This window comes from Martinezella sp. CNPSo 3959 (assembly GCF_057784355.1).
Genome location: NZ_JBXSOV010000017.1, coordinates 55,401 through 72,450, shown reverse-complemented (window position 1 = coordinate 72,450; position 17,050 = coordinate 55,401). Strand labels below are relative to the sequence as shown.

The 17,050-nt window shown below is 57.8% G+C and carries 19 protein-coding genes; 12 read left to right on the top strand and 7 right to left on the bottom strand.

The window, feature by feature from the left end:
* The first annotated feature begins 251 nt into the window (after positions 1–251).
* The 4 genes from AC13RE_RS25725 (at position 252) to AC13RE_RS25710 (ending at position 4,764) form a co-directional block, all read left to right on the top strand.
* On the top strand, positions 252–476 hold the full coding sequence (locus AC13RE_RS25725; protein WP_015343778.1) for a hypothetical protein: 225 nt from the start codon (positions 252–254) through the stop codon (positions 474–476).
* A gap of 184 nt (positions 477–660) precedes the next feature.
* On the top strand, positions 661–1,038 hold the full coding sequence (locus AC13RE_RS25720; protein WP_047631528.1) for a hypothetical protein: 378 nt from the start codon (positions 661–663) through the stop codon (positions 1,036–1,038).
* Positions 1,039–1,196: 158 nt separating this feature from the next.
* Complete coding sequence (locus tag AC13RE_RS25715) at positions 1,197–2,369, top strand: acetate/propionate family kinase (RefSeq protein ID WP_488565032.1); 1,173 nt, start codon at positions 1,197–1,199, stop codon at positions 2,367–2,369.
* 19 nt (positions 2,370–2,388) lie between these two features.
* Positions 2,389–4,764 carry a phosphoketolase family protein gene (locus AC13RE_RS25710; RefSeq protein WP_488565031.1) on the top strand — a complete coding sequence of 792 codons (2,376 nt, stop codon included), beginning with the start codon at positions 2,389–2,391 and terminating at the stop codon, positions 4,762–4,764.
* A 22-nt stretch (positions 4,765–4,786) separates the two neighbouring features.
* Here AC13RE_RS25710 and AC13RE_RS25705 read toward each other — a convergent pair whose 3' ends face one another.
* Both AC13RE_RS25705 and AC13RE_RS25700 read right to left on the bottom strand, forming a co-directional pair.
* On the bottom strand, positions 4,787–4,975 hold the full coding sequence (locus AC13RE_RS25705; RefSeq protein ID WP_488482092.1) for a DUF3008 family protein: 189 nt from the start codon (positions 4,973–4,975) through the stop codon (positions 4,787–4,789).
* Between the two features lie 61 nt (positions 4,976–5,036).
* On the bottom strand, positions 5,037–5,498 hold the full coding sequence (locus tag AC13RE_RS25700; RefSeq protein WP_132720387.1) for a YbhB/YbcL family Raf kinase inhibitor-like protein: 462 nt from the start codon (positions 5,496–5,498) through the stop codon (positions 5,037–5,039).
* Positions 5,499–5,639: 141 nt separating this feature from the next.
* On the opposite strand from AC13RE_RS25700, the gene AC13RE_RS25695 reads away from it, so the two are divergent.
* Positions 5,640–5,897, top strand: coding sequence for a DUF2934 domain-containing protein (locus AC13RE_RS25695; protein WP_488565030.1), 258 nt, complete (start codon positions 5,640–5,642; stop codon positions 5,895–5,897).
* A 109-nt stretch (positions 5,898–6,006) separates the two neighbouring features.
* On the opposite strand, the gene AC13RE_RS25690 is transcribed toward AC13RE_RS25695, so the two are convergent.
* Positions 6,007–6,363 (bottom strand): hypothetical protein, encoded by a 357-nt coding sequence (locus AC13RE_RS25690; protein ID WP_488565029.1) that lies wholly within the window; start codon positions 6,361–6,363, stop codon positions 6,007–6,009.
* 270 nt (positions 6,364–6,633) lie between these two features.
* Between AC13RE_RS25690 and AC13RE_RS25685 the strand changes: the two genes are divergently transcribed.
* Positions 6,634–7,062 (top strand): hypothetical protein, encoded by a 429-nt coding sequence (locus tag AC13RE_RS25685; protein ID WP_488565028.1) that lies wholly within the window; start codon positions 6,634–6,636, stop codon positions 7,060–7,062.
* A 10-nt stretch (positions 7,063–7,072) separates the two neighbouring features.
* Here AC13RE_RS25685 and AC13RE_RS25680 read toward each other — a convergent pair whose 3' ends face one another.
* The 4 genes from AC13RE_RS25680 to AC13RE_RS25665 all read right to left on the bottom strand — a co-directional run bounded on the left by AC13RE_RS25680 (position 7,073) and on the right by AC13RE_RS25665 (position 9,489).
* A complete protein-coding gene (locus AC13RE_RS25680; protein WP_165915298.1) occupies positions 7,073–7,219 on the bottom strand; it encodes a hypothetical protein in 147 nt (48 codons plus the stop codon).
* Positions 7,220–7,228: 9 nt separating this feature from the next.
* A complete protein-coding gene (locus tag AC13RE_RS25675) occupies positions 7,229–7,777 on the bottom strand; it encodes a BON domain-containing protein (RefSeq protein ID WP_488565027.1) in 549 nt (182 codons plus the stop codon).
* A 68-nt stretch (positions 7,778–7,845) separates the two neighbouring features.
* Positions 7,846–8,574 carry an MgtC/SapB family protein gene (locus AC13RE_RS25670; RefSeq protein ID WP_132720383.1) on the bottom strand — a complete coding sequence of 243 codons (729 nt, stop codon included), beginning with the start codon at positions 8,572–8,574 and terminating at the stop codon, positions 7,846–7,848.
* A gap of 240 nt (positions 8,575–8,814) precedes the next feature.
* On the bottom strand, positions 8,815–9,489 hold the full coding sequence (locus AC13RE_RS25665) for a hypothetical protein (RefSeq protein WP_488565026.1): 675 nt from the start codon (positions 9,487–9,489) through the stop codon (positions 8,815–8,817).
* 560 nt (positions 9,490–10,049) lie between these two features.
* On the opposite strand from AC13RE_RS25665, the gene AC13RE_RS25660 reads away from it, so the two are divergent.
* The 6 genes from AC13RE_RS25660 to AC13RE_RS25635 are packed head-to-tail and all read left to right on the top strand — an operon-like array spanning position 10,050 to position 16,743.
* Complete coding sequence (locus AC13RE_RS25660) at positions 10,050–11,747, top strand: putative bifunctional diguanylate cyclase/phosphodiesterase (RefSeq protein WP_488565025.1); 1,698 nt, start codon at positions 10,050–10,052, stop codon at positions 11,745–11,747.
* A gap of 44 nt (positions 11,748–11,791) precedes the next feature.
* On the top strand, positions 11,792–12,298 hold the full coding sequence (locus tag AC13RE_RS25655) for a ubiquinone biosynthesis methyltransferase UbiE (protein WP_488482086.1): 507 nt from the start codon (positions 11,792–11,794) through the stop codon (positions 12,296–12,298).
* Positions 12,295–13,470, top strand: coding sequence for a methyltransferase domain-containing protein (locus AC13RE_RS25650; protein WP_488565024.1), 1,176 nt, complete (start codon positions 12,295–12,297; stop codon positions 13,468–13,470). The genes AC13RE_RS25655 and AC13RE_RS25650 overlap by 4 nt, the downstream gene beginning before the upstream one ends.
* Complete coding sequence (locus tag AC13RE_RS25645) at positions 13,467–15,827, top strand: SpoIIE family protein phosphatase (RefSeq protein WP_488565023.1); 2,361 nt, start codon at positions 13,467–13,469, stop codon at positions 15,825–15,827. The genes AC13RE_RS25650 and AC13RE_RS25645 overlap by 4 nt, the downstream gene beginning before the upstream one ends.
* A gap of 4 nt (positions 15,828–15,831) precedes the next feature.
* On the top strand, positions 15,832–16,386 hold the full coding sequence (locus AC13RE_RS25640; RefSeq protein WP_132720377.1) for a slr1658 superfamily regulator: 555 nt from the start codon (positions 15,832–15,834) through the stop codon (positions 16,384–16,386).
* Positions 16,387–16,404: 18 nt separating this feature from the next.
* Positions 16,405–16,743: a slr1659 superfamily regulator gene (locus AC13RE_RS25635; protein ID WP_015343796.1), complete on the top strand. Its 339-nt coding sequence runs from the start codon at positions 16,405–16,407 to the stop codon at positions 16,741–16,743.
* Positions 16,744–17,050 lie beyond the last annotated feature (307 nt).

Below are 17,050 nucleotides of genomic sequence, written 5' to 3'. Positions count from 1 at the left end.
TGACGCTTACGTAAAAGTAAAGCGAATACCAGAGCTGACGACCATCCAGAATCGATCCACCAAGCCTGCATTCCGTCTCCACGAAATCTGCACGATGTTCATGTTGTCTTCCGACACTGACAGCAATCAATCGCCCTTTTTGTTGATGCGGTTGCCGCTGTCGACAGGAAAGGAACCCTCAGCAGGCATGGGCTTCCGAGCGAACGGAGATAGTTGACGAGCGACATCGGCAGCCTCTCAAGGGAAACATCATGTACAAACAGAAGTCGCCCACGCTTATCGATTGGCTTTTCATGTTGGCGCGTCTGGCACCGATCATCATGGTTTACCTGTGGCCGACATTCCTTCGTTTCATTCTAGGCACTGTCTTTTTTGTCGCGCTCGCCGCGCTGATGTATCATTTGGTTGACGTGGAACCGAACTTTTCGGTGCATGACTCTTCTCCACAAGTGGCGCCCCTTACTCGCGAGCGGTAATCTTTACCTTGGGTGGTCGAAGCAAATGGCGCCCCTTCGGCATAACGAAAGCCTCGCCCCGCAATTGACTGGCGGAGGGAAATCACGACAGAGTAGATGCCCACACGGCCTTCTCCACCGCATCGGCTTGCCTGACATCGGAAAAGGCAATACCCGATTGCTTAACAGGAGAGGAGCAGCAGCCATGGGCAAGCTTCCCGACATGACGAAACATCGCGGCTTTCCTTCCGGCATGCCGGGTACGGGCGTGCAATTCACCATTCGCCGCGCAAATCCCAAGGGCGTGACGCCGATCAAGAAACTGCCACGCCGCGCGCGGCCGGGAACGCAGGAACATCGGATCGACGCCGCATTCCTGCATGCGCTCTGGCACTATTTCGGAGCAGAACCTTTCGAGCGCGGCAATCTCGACGCTGCACGGCTTAACCTGCTCTTCGAGCGCGAGGTGCTGCCCGCAGACAAGGATTTCGATCCGCTCTCCTATGAAGCCATGCTCATCATCAACGAGAAAGTGGCGCGCGAAAGCTTCCCCGAAGCATTCGAAGATGTGATGGAGGTCTGACGCCGCGCGGAAGCCGGCGGACCTTCTGAACGGGCGGCGACGGAAGTACCGCGCCGCGGAGCCATGTCGATAAGGATGGCATGCGGCCCTATGCCCGGTTGCCTCCGGGCTGGAGCGCGCTAACTTACGGTAGTCGATACTCTTCATTTGAGGCTGACATGCCCGACGATGTCTTGCTGACATTCAATGCCGGCTCCTCGACCTTGAAAATCGGGGTCTTCGAGCTGGCGACCGATGGGCCAAGGAATGTCGGCCGCGGCAAGATCGATTTCGATCAGAGCCCGCTGATGCTCCGCTATTCCATAGGTCAGGATCGATACGAGAAGGCGATCCGGGGCGATAATAGCGGGCAGTTCGTCTCCGTCATATCCGAAACGCTGGATCATTTGCTGGCCCACCTTCCCGGCAGGCTCCGGGCGGTTGCCCATCGTGTCGTCCACGGCGGCATGATGTTTCAAGAGGCTATCCTCTTGGATGACGCTGCGATCGAGCGGATCGAGAAGCTAGTACCCCTAGCGCCCCTGCACCAGCCTCAGGCCCTGCGTGCCATTCGGTCGGTGAAAACGCTGCGTCCGGATGTTCTTCAGACCACCTCCTTCGACACGGCCTTTCATTCGTCGCAAGCCGACGTCGTGCGACGGCTGGCGATACCGCGCGCCATGCATGACGACGGAGTGCGCCGCTACGGCTTTCACGGGCTCTCCTACAAATATATCGCCGCGAAGCTTCGAGAGATCGATCCGGGAGCAGCGAAGGGCAAGGTCGTCGCCTGCCATCTCGGCAGCGGCGCCAGCCTGTGCGCGATGGAAAACGGCATCAGCCGCGATACGAGCATGGGTTTCTCAGCGCTCGACGGCATCCCCATGGCAACGCGTCCGGGCTGGCTGGATCCAGGCGCCCTGCTCTACCTCATGAGGACGGGAATGCCTCAACCCGAGCGGATCGAGGATTTCCTCTACCATCAATGCGGCCTGCTCGGCGTCTCGGGCATCAGCGGCGATACACGGGCTCTGCTCGATGATGAGAGCTTGGAAGCGGCCGAGGCCATAGATCTTTTCTGCCTGCGCATATCAGGCGAGATCGGGCGGCTATGCACAACGATCCAAGGCCTCGACGCCATCGTCTTCACCGCCGGCATCGGCGAGAACCAGCCGCAGATCAGGACGCGCGTCGCACAAAGGTTGCAGTGGTTGGGTATCGAGATTGATGAAAATGCAAACAGCAGCAATTTGACCTCGATCAACGCGGCATCCAGCCGCGTGAAGCTGTTCGTGATCCCGACCGACGAGGAACGTGTGATCGCTGAAGAGGCCGTTGCCCTGATCGCGTGACGAAAACGAGGAGACGCAGATGAATGCCGTTGCCACACCGCTTTCGCCCCAAGAACTCTCCCTGATCGACCGTTACTGGAAAGCGGCCAATTATCTGTCGGTCGGTCAGATCTATCTGATGGACAATCCGCTGCTGCGCGAACCGCTCAAGCCTGAGCATATCAAGCCGAGACTGCTCGGCCATTGGGGCACAACGCCCGGATTGAATTTCATCTATGCCCACCTTAACCGCATCATCAAGGCGCGCGATGTCGACGTCATCTACATATGCGGCCCCGGACATGGCGGCCCCGGCATGGTCGCCAATACCTACCTCGAGGGCACTTACAGCGAAATCTATCCGGACATTTCCGGGACGACGGAGGGAATGCAAAGGCTGTTCAAGCAGTTTTCCTTCCCCGGCGGCATTCCGAGCCACGCCGCACCGGAGACGCCCGGCTCCATCCATGAGGGCGGCGAGCTCGGCTATGCGCTGGTGCATGCCTATGGCGCCGCTTTTGACAATCCCGATCTGATCGTTGCCTGCGTGGTCGGCGATGGCGAGGCCGAAACCGGACCTCTGGCGGCAAGCTGGCATTCCAACAAGTTCCTCAATCCAGCGCGCGACGGCGCAGTCCTGCCCATCCTCCATCTCAACGGCTACAAGATCGCCAATCCGACGATCCTCGGCCGGGCAAGCGATGACGATCTACGCAAGCTGTTCTGGGGCTATGGCTATGAACCCTTCTTTGTCGAAGGCCATGAGCCCGGCGCCATGCATCAGGCCATGGCCGACGCATTCGACCGCGTCTTCGACCGCATCCGCGACATACAGAAAAACGCACGCGAAAAGATCTCGTCCGAAGGGGTGCCGCGCTGGCCCATGATCGTGTTACGAAGCCCGAAAGGCTGGACCGGCCCCAAGCAAGTCGATGGCAAGAAGGTCGAAGGCTTCTGGCGCGCGCATCAGGTGCCGGTCGCCAATTGTCGAGGCGACGAGGGTCATCGAAAGATCCTGGAAGACTGGATGCGCAGCTATGATCCGGACGATCTCTTCGATCACGAAGGGCGACTGAAGGTCGAGCTGCAGGCGCTGGCGCCGCGCGGCGAAAGGCGCATGGGCGCCAATCCCCACGCCAATGGCGGCCTGCTGCGCCGGGAGCTTCTGGCTCCCTCCATCGAGGACTATGCCATTGAGATCGGCGAGCGCGGCAGCAAGCAGGTGCAGTCCACCGAAATCCTCGGTCACTATCTCCGCGACATGCTGAAGCTCAATGAGGCCAAGCAGAATTTCCGCATCTTCGGTCCCGACGAGACGGAATCGAACCGGCTCGGCAGCGTCTTTGAAGCCACAAACCGGGTCTGGATGGAGGAGATCGAAGATTACGACGTCCATCTTTCGCGCGACGGACGGGTGATGGAAGTGCTCAGCGAACATCTATGCCAGGGCTGGCTGGAAGGCTATCTGCTTACCGGCCGGCACGGGTTGTTCTCATGTTACGAGGCTTTCATCCACATCGTTGATTCCATGTTCAACCAGCACGCCAAATGGCTGAAAGTTTCGCGCGAATTGCCGTGGCGCAAGCCGATCTCATCGCTGAACTATCTTTTGACGTCGCATGTCTGGCGGCAGGATCATAACGGCTTTTCCCATCAGGACCCCGGCTTTGTCGATCTCGTCGCCAACAAGAAGGCCGACATCGTGCGCATCTATCTGCCGCCGGACGCCAATACGCTGCTGTGGGTCTGCGATCACTGCCTCAGGACCTACGACCGGATCAACGTCGTCGTTGCCGGCAAGCAACCGGAATCGCAGTGGCTCAACATCGACGAGGCGGCCGCCCATTGTAAGGCCGGCGTCGGTATCTGGGATTGGGCGAGTTACGAAGACAACACGATCGCCCCCGACGTCGTGATGGCCTGCGCAGGCGATGTCCCGACCATGGAAACGCTCGCCGCCGTCATGCTACTGCACGAGGCGATCCCCGATCTCAAGATCCGCACGGTCAACGTGGTCGATCTTCTGGCCCTGCAGGACCCGCAACAGCATCCGCACGGCCTTGATCATGAGGTATTCGATCAGATCTTCACGACCGACAAGCCGGTGATCTTAGCCTATCACGGCTATCCCTACCTGATTCATCGCCTGACCTATCGTCGGAGCAACCACGACAACATCCATGTTCGCGGCTTTATCGAGGAGGGCACGACGACCACACCATTCGATATGACTGTGCTGAACGAGCTGGATCGCTATCACCTCGCCTTGGAGGCGATCAACCGTATCCCTGGCCTGTCGGAAAAAGTACCGGAGGTCGTGGATGGCCTGAAGGCAAAGCTCGTCAGGCATCACGACTACGTCCGGCGTCACGGCGAGGATATGCCGGAAGTTCTCGACTGGCGGTGGAAACGATAGAACTGGCCTGAACGGCCCAACCTTACGATTTGGACGCGTGCTCCGGCTTTCCCTTTTGCTTGGTAGAGGCCATGTCGTGAAGCTCCTTCTCGCTCATGGAGTCGACCATGCTCTTCGACGCACCCTTCAGTTCGCTCTTCTTTCTTTCGCCGCGTTTGGCGGCGAGCGCCGCACCGGCAGCCATCTGCTGTGATTTCGACTTTGCTGGCATGATGACATCTCCTTAGGTTGAAATTTGCCGCCGCCGATCGTGTCCCCTTGCAAGGCGGGACTTACGCTTGGTAGCTGCCGGTAAGGCTTGCTTCTGCAAGCGTGTGTTTCTTCACCTTCTGCCACATGGCTTCCGCGCCGGCGGCCTCGGGAAGGGTCACCCTCGGTACATCGAGGGCGGCAAGCCGGAAAATATACCGATGGGGTGGGTCGCCCGCCGGGGGCCGCGGACCATCGTAGCGGGCATTGCCGAAATCATTCTTGTAGAAACGCAGCGCCTGCTCCTGCATCGTGTCTACGCTTTCAATGAGGGCGCTCCATTGCGCAGGGATATTGGCGATGCCGCAGTGACGGAATGTTCCGCTGGGCGCATCCGGATCCTCGACGATCAGCGCGAAACTTTGGGTTTTCTCCGGCGCGCCGCCCCAGGCAAGAGGCGGGAATATATTTTCCCCTTCCAGGGCATATTTGCGCGGTATGGGCGTACCCTCAGCAAAGGCCTTGCTGATCAATGTCAAAGTCATTCGATCCTCCTTTTATCATCGCTGATTCATGAGCCTGTGAACCTCTGAATCTAAGGTGGAACACATCAGAATCACTATTGTTCCCCCCAGGGGAACCATTGCTCGCCCCAGTTGTTCGGAGGATCTACGAAGGAGGAAAAGATGGCGGATGAACGGTTCGAGTGGATCAGCAGACGGGCCTATGCGATTTGGGAAGCAGCGGGACGTCCTTGGGGCTGCAGCCAGCATCATTGGGAGCAGGCAGCGAAGGAACGCGAGATCATGGAGAGGACGCGCGCATCGGCAGATGGCGAGGAAATACTCGCAAGATTCAGAAAAGCCCCCGCGAAGCATCAGCCTGATGACGGCGATCAGGAACCCGAGCAAAAAACGCAATCCGGCGCCCGGCGCGCCGGATAATAGACATCCTCTTTTTTGCTGGATAAGGCCAACAGGCAGATGCGCCAGGAGCTCACCTGGCGACGGACTCATTGATCCTGCGATTTCATCCGCAATTCAAAAGCCGCCCCTAATTCTGCGTTCCGTCACGGTTCGGCTGGGCCGGCGTGCTCTTCGTGCCCTGCTGATTATTTTCCGTGCGATCGGTCGGAGCTGGCTGGGCCGTTTGACCGGCTGGCGGCGTGTTGTCTACCGTGCCCGCCTGCGGCTGTCCGCTGGAGGAGCTGATCGTCGGTGACGAACTCTGAGGTGCTCCTGGTTCGATGTAACGACCCCAGATTTCCACGCCAGCCCATACGATTGCCGCCAGAACCAGCGCTGTCACCAGCACGGTGAACAAATGTGTTCCCCGAACGCCCTGCCGGGCTTCAGTCGCGGATAGTGGTTTCGTCTGTTCCCGGGGCCTCTTCTGTTCGTCGAACGTCATAGCAAGCCTCCATCTATTAAAAATTGCATATCGACCTAACCAAAACACCGGGCGATGGTTCCATTGAGGAGCGCCAAGGAATTGGGTCGAGGCGGAACAACAGGCAGAGCCCAGCGTTAGTCTCATGAGGTTGCAGATCGTGCCAAGCGGACGCGATGGTGCTGAAGAATATGGAGATTTTTCCGCTTTCTCTCCATAGCCAACGAAACGGCAGTCGAGCTTCCTATCCATCCGACCTGCAGCCCCTCCAACATTTGAGGAGGGTAAAAAGTGCTCACAAGTATCGTCAACGCCCGGAGGCCGAAGAAATTGTCGACCCCGGCATCGTCGTCTCGCCCGAAGCCTGATCGACTGCGTCATCGGAATGGTCGGAGCCTGACGAAAAGCGGCCGCGCGCTGTTGATTGCGACGATAACGGCTGCCATGTCCTGGAATTTTGCCTTCGCACAGCAATCGAACGATGATCGCTGCAAAGCGGAAGAAACCAACCGGCAAACTGACGGCCAGCAGGCGCAAGGCGAACAGGCACCGCCGGCAGCGAACAATCCCAGTCGTAAGCTCTCCGATTGCGACGGTGTGCTGAAACCGCCGGCAGTCGGCGACAGCAAGATGGAAAAGCCTGCGCCGCAGGTCGGCAACACTCCCGTCATCAAGCCTGGCGACACACAACAGCAGAACAATCAACAGCAGGGCAAATGATGATGATCCGTCAGGGTTTGGGTTCGGGCTGCTCGATGGGGCCGTTCTTAACGGCGCCGCTATCTCGGCCGTCGCTTGACGTAAACGGCTTGATGACGAGAATCGCCAGAACGGACGCGACCATCAGGCCGAAGATGACGAGCAACAACATCCTCATCTGGGAGCCTTAAGCCCGCTGCGATTTGCGGACGGCAAGGTTGCTGTCGTGCCCGATAATCCCGCCCGCCTGCCGGGATATCGCTTCCGCACGCTGCTTGGCCTCGTGATTTTCAACGGATCCTTCAATAACGACGCGCCCGTGACTGACGGTCACGAAGATACTGGTCTCGTCGAGCAGTTGATCGGCTTTCAGCCTGCTCTCGATTTCCGTTCGTATTTCGACGTCCGTTCTCTCCGGCGTCGATGCATAAGGGGTTTCGGGTCGCGTATCTCCGCTCGCCTCTTCTGATCCGGAAGCGGCCCTTACGTCCGAAATTTTGCCGGAAATGTCGTCGGCCATCTGCCTGCGCAATACATCGTATGTCGCCGAATCTTCGCAGCGCGCATCGTCGGTACCATTTTCGGGTCGTTGCTCTATTGGCGAGGCTTCTCCTGCCCGCTGTTCGGACTCGATATCCCCGGACCCACCGGCTGCCTGGTCGAGTGCCTGCACGGTGCGCGGATCGCCACGATGCGGGGAACCCCTTGCGTTTGTTCTATCGCTGATTTTGGTCATGGTTTTCTCCCTGTTCGATGAGGGCTTAACCTTTGCCGCTCCGGAATGTTCCGGTCTCAGGGCTTGCGTCAGGCCCCTGTCGTCAGCATTTCGAAGGATACCACCTTGTAATGTTCCTCAAGGGACGCAAGCAGTTGCGCACCACCGCCATCCGGCCCCGCCTGCCGCCATCGCGCCTCGTAGGAAATATGCGTTGTCGCGTCGCTCGGCCCTGTCCTGCAGCCAATAAAGGAGAAAGCATATCCGAGCGGTTCCAGCGCTGCTTGCGCATCGGCGATCGCAACGCCTGCATCGCGAGGCAACTCGATCACGAGGCGCGCCTTCTGCTTGCGTGGCATCAGCCTGTCGAACTGTTTGAAAGGCGATAGCACGATGAAGGCGATAATGGCCCCGGCGGAACCCACGATCACTTGACCGCCGCCGATGCACAGGCCGACTGCCGTCATGATCCACAAGGTCGCCGCCGTCGTTACGCCGGTGACCAAGTCGCCCCGCTTGAGAATGGCGCCACCGCCGATGAAGCCGACGCCCGTCAGCACGCCGAGCGGAAAGCGCAGCACATCCATCGAGGCGAATGATTGCGACGTCTTGCCCAGAGTGGATAGAAGCAGATTGGCCTGGATCATCGACAGGCATGCGGCGAGCCCGACCAGGATCGTCGTGCGAAACCCGGCGGCATGACCGCCCATTTCCCGATTAATCCCGATCAGCCCTCCGGCTGCGACGACCAGCAGCAGACGGAGGGCGATATCCAGCCAGTCCGCGTCTATTGGCATAGTGTCGGTCAGGTCAGGCACGATGTCCTCCCAAGGGAGCGTCACCAGCAAATTTCAGTGGGGGAACATCGCAAACGGCATTTCGTTCCACCTTCGATGGAAGGTGCGCGTGAAAAACATAATAGAAGCAGCACGATGCTCTACGGCTTCATTGTCGCCTCGGGAAAAGCGCCGGAGCCCATGGGCCGCCTGCCGGATTTCGCCGCGAGCCGCCTCCCACGCGTCAGGCCTTTGCTTTTCCCTGCCGCATCGCGAAATATATCACATTGCCCGTGAGGACAGGCGAGCGGCACGCTGTCTTCGGTTGGCATCCAGCGCCCGTCGAAAATCGAGGTCGATTGTCGCATGGTGACGGAGGTCGTCGAGAAAACGAGAGATATCTTCGAGCGTATCGACGACGACATATCGCAGACCACCGCCGGCATCGATCAGATCGTGGCCGATGCTGACGCCGAAGCCGTTGGCTACCTTGCGAAACCATGCCGAACGCCAGCGCTTGAAACCATCGGGGTCCGACTGAAACTCCGCGAGCAGCATCTTTTGCTGATCAAGCCGCGCAAGGAATGTCTCAACCACATCCTGTGAGCCGGCCTTCGGCCTTTCCGCCTTCCTTGACAGCCATTTTTCAAGAAGCTGAGAGCTGGGCTGCGGCGCTATCGCTTCATCGCGCTCCATTAGAGCCGCGGAATCGATATCCAGGCGCTCCGCACCGTCCTTATTCTGGGCCTCATCCACGGACGAACCTGCTTGTGTCTCCTGCTGCAAAGCCAAGGTCTGCTTGAGGTCGGCGGCAAGTTCTCCCCAGATGGATCTCGACGATTCAGCCGATCTTGCTTTCATCCGGCGGGAGGTTTTGACTTCGATAATAAAGGGCTTTGTCTGTTTAACCATGATGCTTTGATATGTGCCCGATGATGGAGCGCAGTTGATGGACAATCACTATGAATAAGAGGCTGGCATTCTCTGGGAGCAACACCGCAGCATGGCGATCGTCCGCGAATATTGAAGGCCTAGGCCCTACACCAAACCGCTTGATGAAGCAATCTCCACCCCCGCCTCATCCCAAATGGGCATCAATGCATTGCGGCCTGATCTGCGTCACGGGCGTATGGCACAAATCGGGACGATCACCGCGGAGGTCGCTTTAACGGCACTCGTGTCTGCGAATCAACGATCGTATAATCGGACCATCCGATACGCACCACAACCACTGCAATGCCTTTACCGCGACAATACAATCTCAGTGCATTCAAAATGAAACAAACGAGGTCGTGGCAGTCCGTTTACACTGCATATGTCTTAGCAATCATTGCTAAATATGAAGATCTCGTAATATATTCGCTTAAAGCGGCTGCCGCCTTCTGGTAAGTTATCACTTGCGCGCGCACGCTCGATGAGATTGCGATCATTGATTGGCGTGCTCCGATGCGAGCGGACCAGTTCAAACTATACAATGCCCGGATTTTGCGCGGCCGGCTTGGGGAGGACGAGGCCATATGCCCGAGAACCGAGTGGATCGGTCGCAGCAAACTCTCTACGGGTCCGAATCCGATAATGGTTTAGAGGCGACAGTCTCGCTTTGGGATCTGGATTTCAAACTGCTTGATTGCTCGAAGCGATTCAAAGAGCGTATCGGTCTTGCGCCCCGGAGCGGGGTATCCTTGTGGGAGGCCTATCCCGCGCTTGCGAAACCGACGCTTGCCGAGCTTATTCATAAGGTCATAGACACAGGCGAACCTTGCACGATCCAGTTCGACGATCCGACGCAGGGAAAGCGCCGCTTGCTCGCCTCCCGCATCCGAGTGGGGCTTCTGATCGTCGAAACCAATGGGGCACATGAAAGCCCATCGTCCGAAGACAATGAAAAAGCACAGCTCATCCATCAGGCAACGCACGACGTCCTGACCGGACTGCCCAATCGCCGCCAATTCAGCGCGGCTCTGACGCAATTGCTTCCGGTTACCGGCAAGATCGGGCCGGCGCTGATGCAGCTCGACCTCGATGATTTCAAGCCCGTCAACGACACACTTGGCCACGGAGCCGGCGATATCGTACTGAAACTCGCTGCCGAGAGGATTACGAAAGCACTCGGCCGCGGCGGAACGGCCTACCGTCTCGCTGGCGATGAATTCGCCATCATCCAGGTCGGTCCGCAGCGGGCCCTGGAGGCGGAACGGTTGGCAGACGCGCTGGTGACTGAATTCAAAAAGCCGTTCACGGTCAACGGCATCTCACTTTTCGTCGGCGTCAGCGTGGGGATCGCAATCGCGCCGCGCGACGGCAACGAGGGAGAACAGCTGATGAAGGCTGCCGATGTCGCCCTTTATGCCGCTAAGAAGGAAGGGCGTCGGCGGGCGCGGACGTTCGATCCGGCCATGCTGATCGTGGTCGAACAAAGAGAGCTGCTGCGGCGCAGCCTGCGCGTGGCACTGCAGCGCGATGAATTCTTCATCGAATATCAGCCGCTGGTGGAGCCTCCGTCCAATGTGGTCGGCTTCGAGGCACTCCTACGCTGGCGGCACCCAACCCTCGGGGTCATTCCGCCGGCAGCTTTCATTCCCATGGCCGAAGCCGATGGTCTCATGCGTGAAATCGGCCAGTGGATGCTGGAGGAAGCCTGCCGCGAGGCCTTGGCATGGCCGGAGCACTATACGCTTGCCGTCAATCTTTCTCCGGCGGAGTTCCTGACGCCGGGCCTCACCGATCGTGTTTCTCAAACGCTGGATATCGTCGGATTTCCAGCCGAACGCCTGGAGCTGGAAATCACCGAAGGCGTGCTTCTGGAGCGGACCATCAACAATCTCGACACGCTGAACACGCTGAACGTGCTTGGCATTCAGATTTCCCTCGATGATTTCGGCACGGAATATTCCTCGCTCAGCTATCTCAAGAATTTCCCCTTCGATACGATCAAGATCGATCGCTATTTCATCAGGGATCTTTTGCAGGACGGCAAAAGCCAGGCCATTGTGCGCTCCGTCATCGGCCTTGCACATGGCCTGGGCATGCGGGTGACGGCAGAGGGTGTCGAGACGCGGCAACAGGCGGCCTGGCTCCAGCAGGAGGGCTGCGACCGCCTGCAAGGCTATAGCATCAGCCCTCCGCTGAGCGCCGACAAGCTTGATGATTTCATAAGGCAGGGTGCACGCGATCAGTCGGCCGCGACATTCGACGAATTTCACGCAAGTCCGTGAGTTTTTGAAGCGCATTTCATTCGGGAATTTCTCTAGAGGATACCATGCGGGTGCAGGTGGACGCGGCTTTCGAGCCATTGCTTGAACTGGAAATGGAGATGGCGACCCTTGTGGCAGACTGGTCGAATTGCGATCAATGTGCCGCTTACGTGGCTCGCATGGTCAGCCACGATCGGCACGATCCCATCCGTCATGCGAACCTGCTTTCGGCAGCCTTGAACGAGCTTTTCGAAATGTCGTTCCACACAAGAGAAAGCGGCGGCACCCTTACCTTTCGCGTCTACCGGAATGGCTCGATCGAACGGATCGAACTGGCCTTTCCCTGCTCGGCCGAGCAGCGCAATTTATATGAAACCATCGTCCAGCGCATTGGAAGCGGCCAGGCGCTCGCAAACTATCTCGATGTCATCACCGATGACACCGCGCGTGCCGAGCAGGCGATCCTTCTCGGCCTTGCCGTCAATTACGATGCCAACATCGAGCTGTCCGTTCGGGATAAGGGAACAACGACTTTCGTGGTGGACCTCGCGCTCGAAAGGCTACTCAATTGAACAACCGCTCCTCTGGCCGTTTCACAGCGCAATTCGATGCCAACAATCAAGAATTCTCCCTATCCGGAGTTCTGAGACCACATTCAGTTGCCGAGCTTGCCGATGATCTCGCCCTGCTGCGCAACGGCATCGAAACGGTGAACGGCGTCTGCTACGTCAATCTGAAACGCGTCATCCACATGAACAATACGGCGTTCCGTGCCCTGACGCGTGTCCTGCTCGATGCCACGCGATCGAGGCCGGATCTCAAACTAACGGTCGTAGCTTCCAGCGTCGTTGCATGGGCATCGCGACTGTTTCGCCATTTGAGCGATCTGTCACCCAACATCGTCGTCGAGATCTATGATTCCGCCTTCTATCCCGGGCAGACATTCGTGGAGAATCAGAGCTTCATCCCGATCCTGCGAACCCAGACGAAGATGACTTGGCGGCACGAGCGCGAGATATTGCCGCGGCACGGCCTTCGAGAAGGTTTGCATATCGCCGACATCTGCTGCGGCATCGGCGATTTCGCCATGCTGCTGTGGAAGGATTTCAAACCCGCGCGGATCGTTGCCCTCGACCATTCGATCCCCAGCCTGGAATATGCCCGCAAGGTGGCGGAGGACTTCAATGTCCACGACATCGAATATACCTACGGCGATGCATCCCAGATGCTGTTCGAGAGCGACCAGTTCGATTTCGTGACCTGCAGGCACTCGTTGCAGATCTTCGACCGCCCGGATGTTTTGCTTCGCGAACTCTATCGCATATGCAAGCCAGGCGGCAGGGTCTACATCACCAACGAGAAGAACTCCCATTGTCTTGGCGAGCCCAGAGCCGAAAGCATTCAATGGACCTATAACGAGGTCGCGAAACTGTTCGCGCATTTCGATATGGATGTCGAAATGGGTCCCAAAGGCCGCCGCATGCTACTGGATGCCGGCTTCAAGGATGTGCGCATGGAAAGCTTCATGGTCACGAATCTCGATGGCGATCCCCAGGATTTCGCTGACATCATCACGGCATGGCAGAATGTCTATGCCGATGAAATGGCGGTCAAAAGAGGGGATTCGGCCGCATTTATCGAGCGATTCAAGCAAGGTTTCGCCGATCATATTTTTGCCGCGCTCCACCCAAGAGGCTATGCCGGCTGGCCGATCTGGGCTTCTTCGGGACAGAAACCGCTATGACGGACGCGCCAATCGCCAAGCAACGGCTCGGACTGCGCTCATTTCGCGCCAAGTTTCTCCTCGTCGTCGGCGGAGCCGTTCTCTTCGACCTGCTCGTCAGCGGCGGCCTTGCCTTATGGAACGTCCAGCGCCTATCGCGCAACGCCACGACGGAAGTGGGACAAGGTCTTGAGAAAGCGAGCCAGGATTATATCGGCTCCTATGCGGATTCGACTGCCGCAGAGGTCGGTTTGCTGATCGACCAGGTCCATTCCGATGTGAAGGCGCTGGCAGGCGTGCTGCAGGGACAGATCGACAATCCGGCGCGGAGTGTCGATGTCGGTGCTGCCATGAGCAGAGCGTCTCCAGGCGCTGTAACAGTGACCTACGACCAAGCCGGCCAGTGGTCACAAAACCTGCCCGGCACACCCTCGGTCGTCAGCGTCTGGGGTTACCTGCTTGATAAGGATCATCATCCCCTGCCCCAGGTGCAGGCAGACATAGAATGGAGCGCGGTGCTCGATCTGGTTGCTCCTTCCCTGTTGCACAACGGCGCATCGAAGCTGCAGATGTACTATATCGGCCCGAGGGAGCGTCCGATTTTCCGGACTGCTCCCTATACGACGCAGGCGCAGACCTTTGACCGGCTCTATCCCGGCCACAACAGCTCCGATTTTTGGACATTCTTCTTTCCAGGCCTATACGAATCCTGGCAGCAATGGGCCTCCAACCCCTCATCCCGCCCCGTTGCCGATTACATTACCCAGACGGCTCCCTATACCGACGCTATCACCGGCAAGCTGATCGTCAGCTTTTTCCATCCGCTCTGGACGCCCGATAGACATCAGGTGGCCGGTGCGGCCGGCGCAGATATTACACTCACGCAGCTTGCCGAGATCGTGGAACATGTGAAAGTCGCTCAAACCGGCTTCGGCTTTCTCGCCATGTCGAATGGGAATGTGGTCGCAATCAATCCCGTAGGGGAAAAGGTCATCGGCTTGCGCGCCGCCAACGATGCCGCCGCCAAGGGGGTTACCGGCCTCGACCGATCGTTGCGCAACAGCACGCAAACGGCCATTACCAAGCTACCGCTCGACGCCGACGGCGTGATCCAGCACATCAGCCTCCGCGAACAGGGAGAGGACGTTCCCTATCTCGCGGTCGTCAAGCAATTGCGCCCGACCAATCTCTGGGTGGACGGACCGGTCAAGAACGAGGTCATGTCGCTCGGAATCGTGGTGCCCGAGCGCGAGATCTACGCCTCGCTCATCGCTGCCAAGGATGAAATATCGCGGGCGACCAACCGCATTCTGCTCTATCAGATCATGGCCGTTCTCGTGTCTCTGATGATCGTCACCGCGGCGGTCTTTGCGGCCTCGAAACGCGTCACCAGTGGCATCAGCGCGCTGGCGAGTGCCGCAAAGCGCATACAGGCGAAGGATTATTCGGTTAGGGTCGATATTTCGACCAGGGATGAAGTTGGGGATGCCGGTATCGCTTTCAACAGGATGGCGGAGGATATCAGCTTCCACACCGAAAACCTTGAAAAGCTCGTTTCGGACCGGACCAGCGAGATCGAGGCGGCCAAGGAAGAGATCTCAACCCTCAACAGCCAATTGAAGAACGAAAACCTGCGGCTGGGTGCGGAACTCAACGTCGCCAGGCAGATCCAGCTCATGGTCCTGCCGCGGGCCAAGGAACTCACGGCAATCAACAATCTGGAGATCGCCGCCTACATGCGCCCGGCCGATGAAGTCGGCGGCGACTACTATGATGTTCTGCAGAACGGAAACAACCTGAAAATCGGCATCGGCGACGTGACCGGCCATGGGCTGGAAAGCGGTGTGCTGATGCTGATGGTCCAGTCGATTGCCCGCGCCCTGCAGGAGGCGGGTGAGATGGACCCGGCAAAATTCTTGACCGATCTCAATCGGACGATCTTCAAGAACATCGAACGGACCCGGACCGACAAGCATATTACCTTGTCGTTCCTCGACTACGACGGCGAGAGATTGACGATATCCGGTCAGCACGAAGACATGATCATCATTCGCCAGGACGGCAAGGTGGAGCGGATAGATACGGGCGATCTCGGCCTTCCGGTCGGTCTCGAGCCTGATATCGCTCCCTTTATCGATACGCGGCAAGTGCCCTTCGAAAAGGGCGACATGGTTGTGCTGCATACGGACGGCGTCACGGAAGCGGAGAATTCGAAGGGCGAGCTGTTTGGCTTCGACAGGCTTTTGGAGGATGCCCGCCGCCTGCATGGCGGGACTGCGGAAGAAGTCGTCGAGGGCATACTCGACGATTTGATGACTTACATCGGAACCCACAAGATCCATGACGATATTACCCTTGTGGTGATGCGGCACAGGTGAGGAAATGACGACAGCAATTTTCGGCGAGGAACGTCTGGTTTCGTTCGACGCCACCAATGCTCTTCGCATACGACTATTCGACGGACCGCTGCATCTGGCATGGCGCCATTCGGCCATGACATCCGACTTTATCGCGGAGACGATAGCGCTCGGTTTCCGTTCTTCCGAGCGCCAATACAAGACGGTGCGGCACGACATCGGTTACCTGACCAACGAGCTTATCGAAAATTCGATCAAATTCCGCGCCTCGGGCGAGATCCTCATCGAGGCATTGAGGGATGGCCATTATTTCCGGATGCGGATCGTGAATTTGATCGACCGCGAAGCTATGGCGCGATTTCAACAATTATTATTGAGAGTTACCGCTGGCGATCCCGGCGATCTCCTCATAGAACAGATCGAAGCAAGCGTTCTTGCCGGCGACGATGCGTCCGGGCTAGGACTGTTGACATTGATGAGCGACTACCAGGTTCAATTGGCCTGGCATTTCGATGAGAATGGCCCGCAAAAGCGGATCAAGCTCCAAACCTATGCCGCCATGGCGATTGCATCGGCGTGAACCCGCGAGAGGCCCTTTATGGAAATCAAGGAAGAAGCATTCCGCGTCTGGTCCGAAGGCAGCACCCTTTATTTTGACGGCACGATGCGCCTGGCTGGTCCCGATGCCTATGCACCGGTCTACGATCTGGCCAGGTCAGTTCTTCATGGGAGCGGAGGCAAAGCGACTTTCGATCTGACCGGTCTGCAGTTCTTGAATTCTTCGGGCATCAACCTGCTTGCCAAACTGACTATAGAAGCACGCAAGCATCCGAATATTCACCTCACAGTGTGCGGCTCCTCGCAAATTCCCTGGCAGATGAAATCATTACCGAACTTGAAAAAACTGCATCCGCGCCTGGATTTGCGCCTGACCTAGCCCATGCCGCACAAAACTGCGCGACGATTTTGCTACGATGACATGCTGAAATCAAAGACTGAAGCGCGACATGGCGAACCTCAAAGATCGCAACGCGCTTTAGCGATCAAGTGCCCGTCGCCAAGCGTCCCAACGCTTGAACGCGAATAGTCGCTGCGACGAGGCATCGTCGTGACACGAAATAACGCGTGGGTCTATTAGTCGACGAACCTCGGTTAGTTCCACCTTACATCTCTCGGCTTCTTCGTCTACACAAATAAGTATAACAAATCGAAGCTGCTGGAAAATTATTCAGTAAATATCAGTT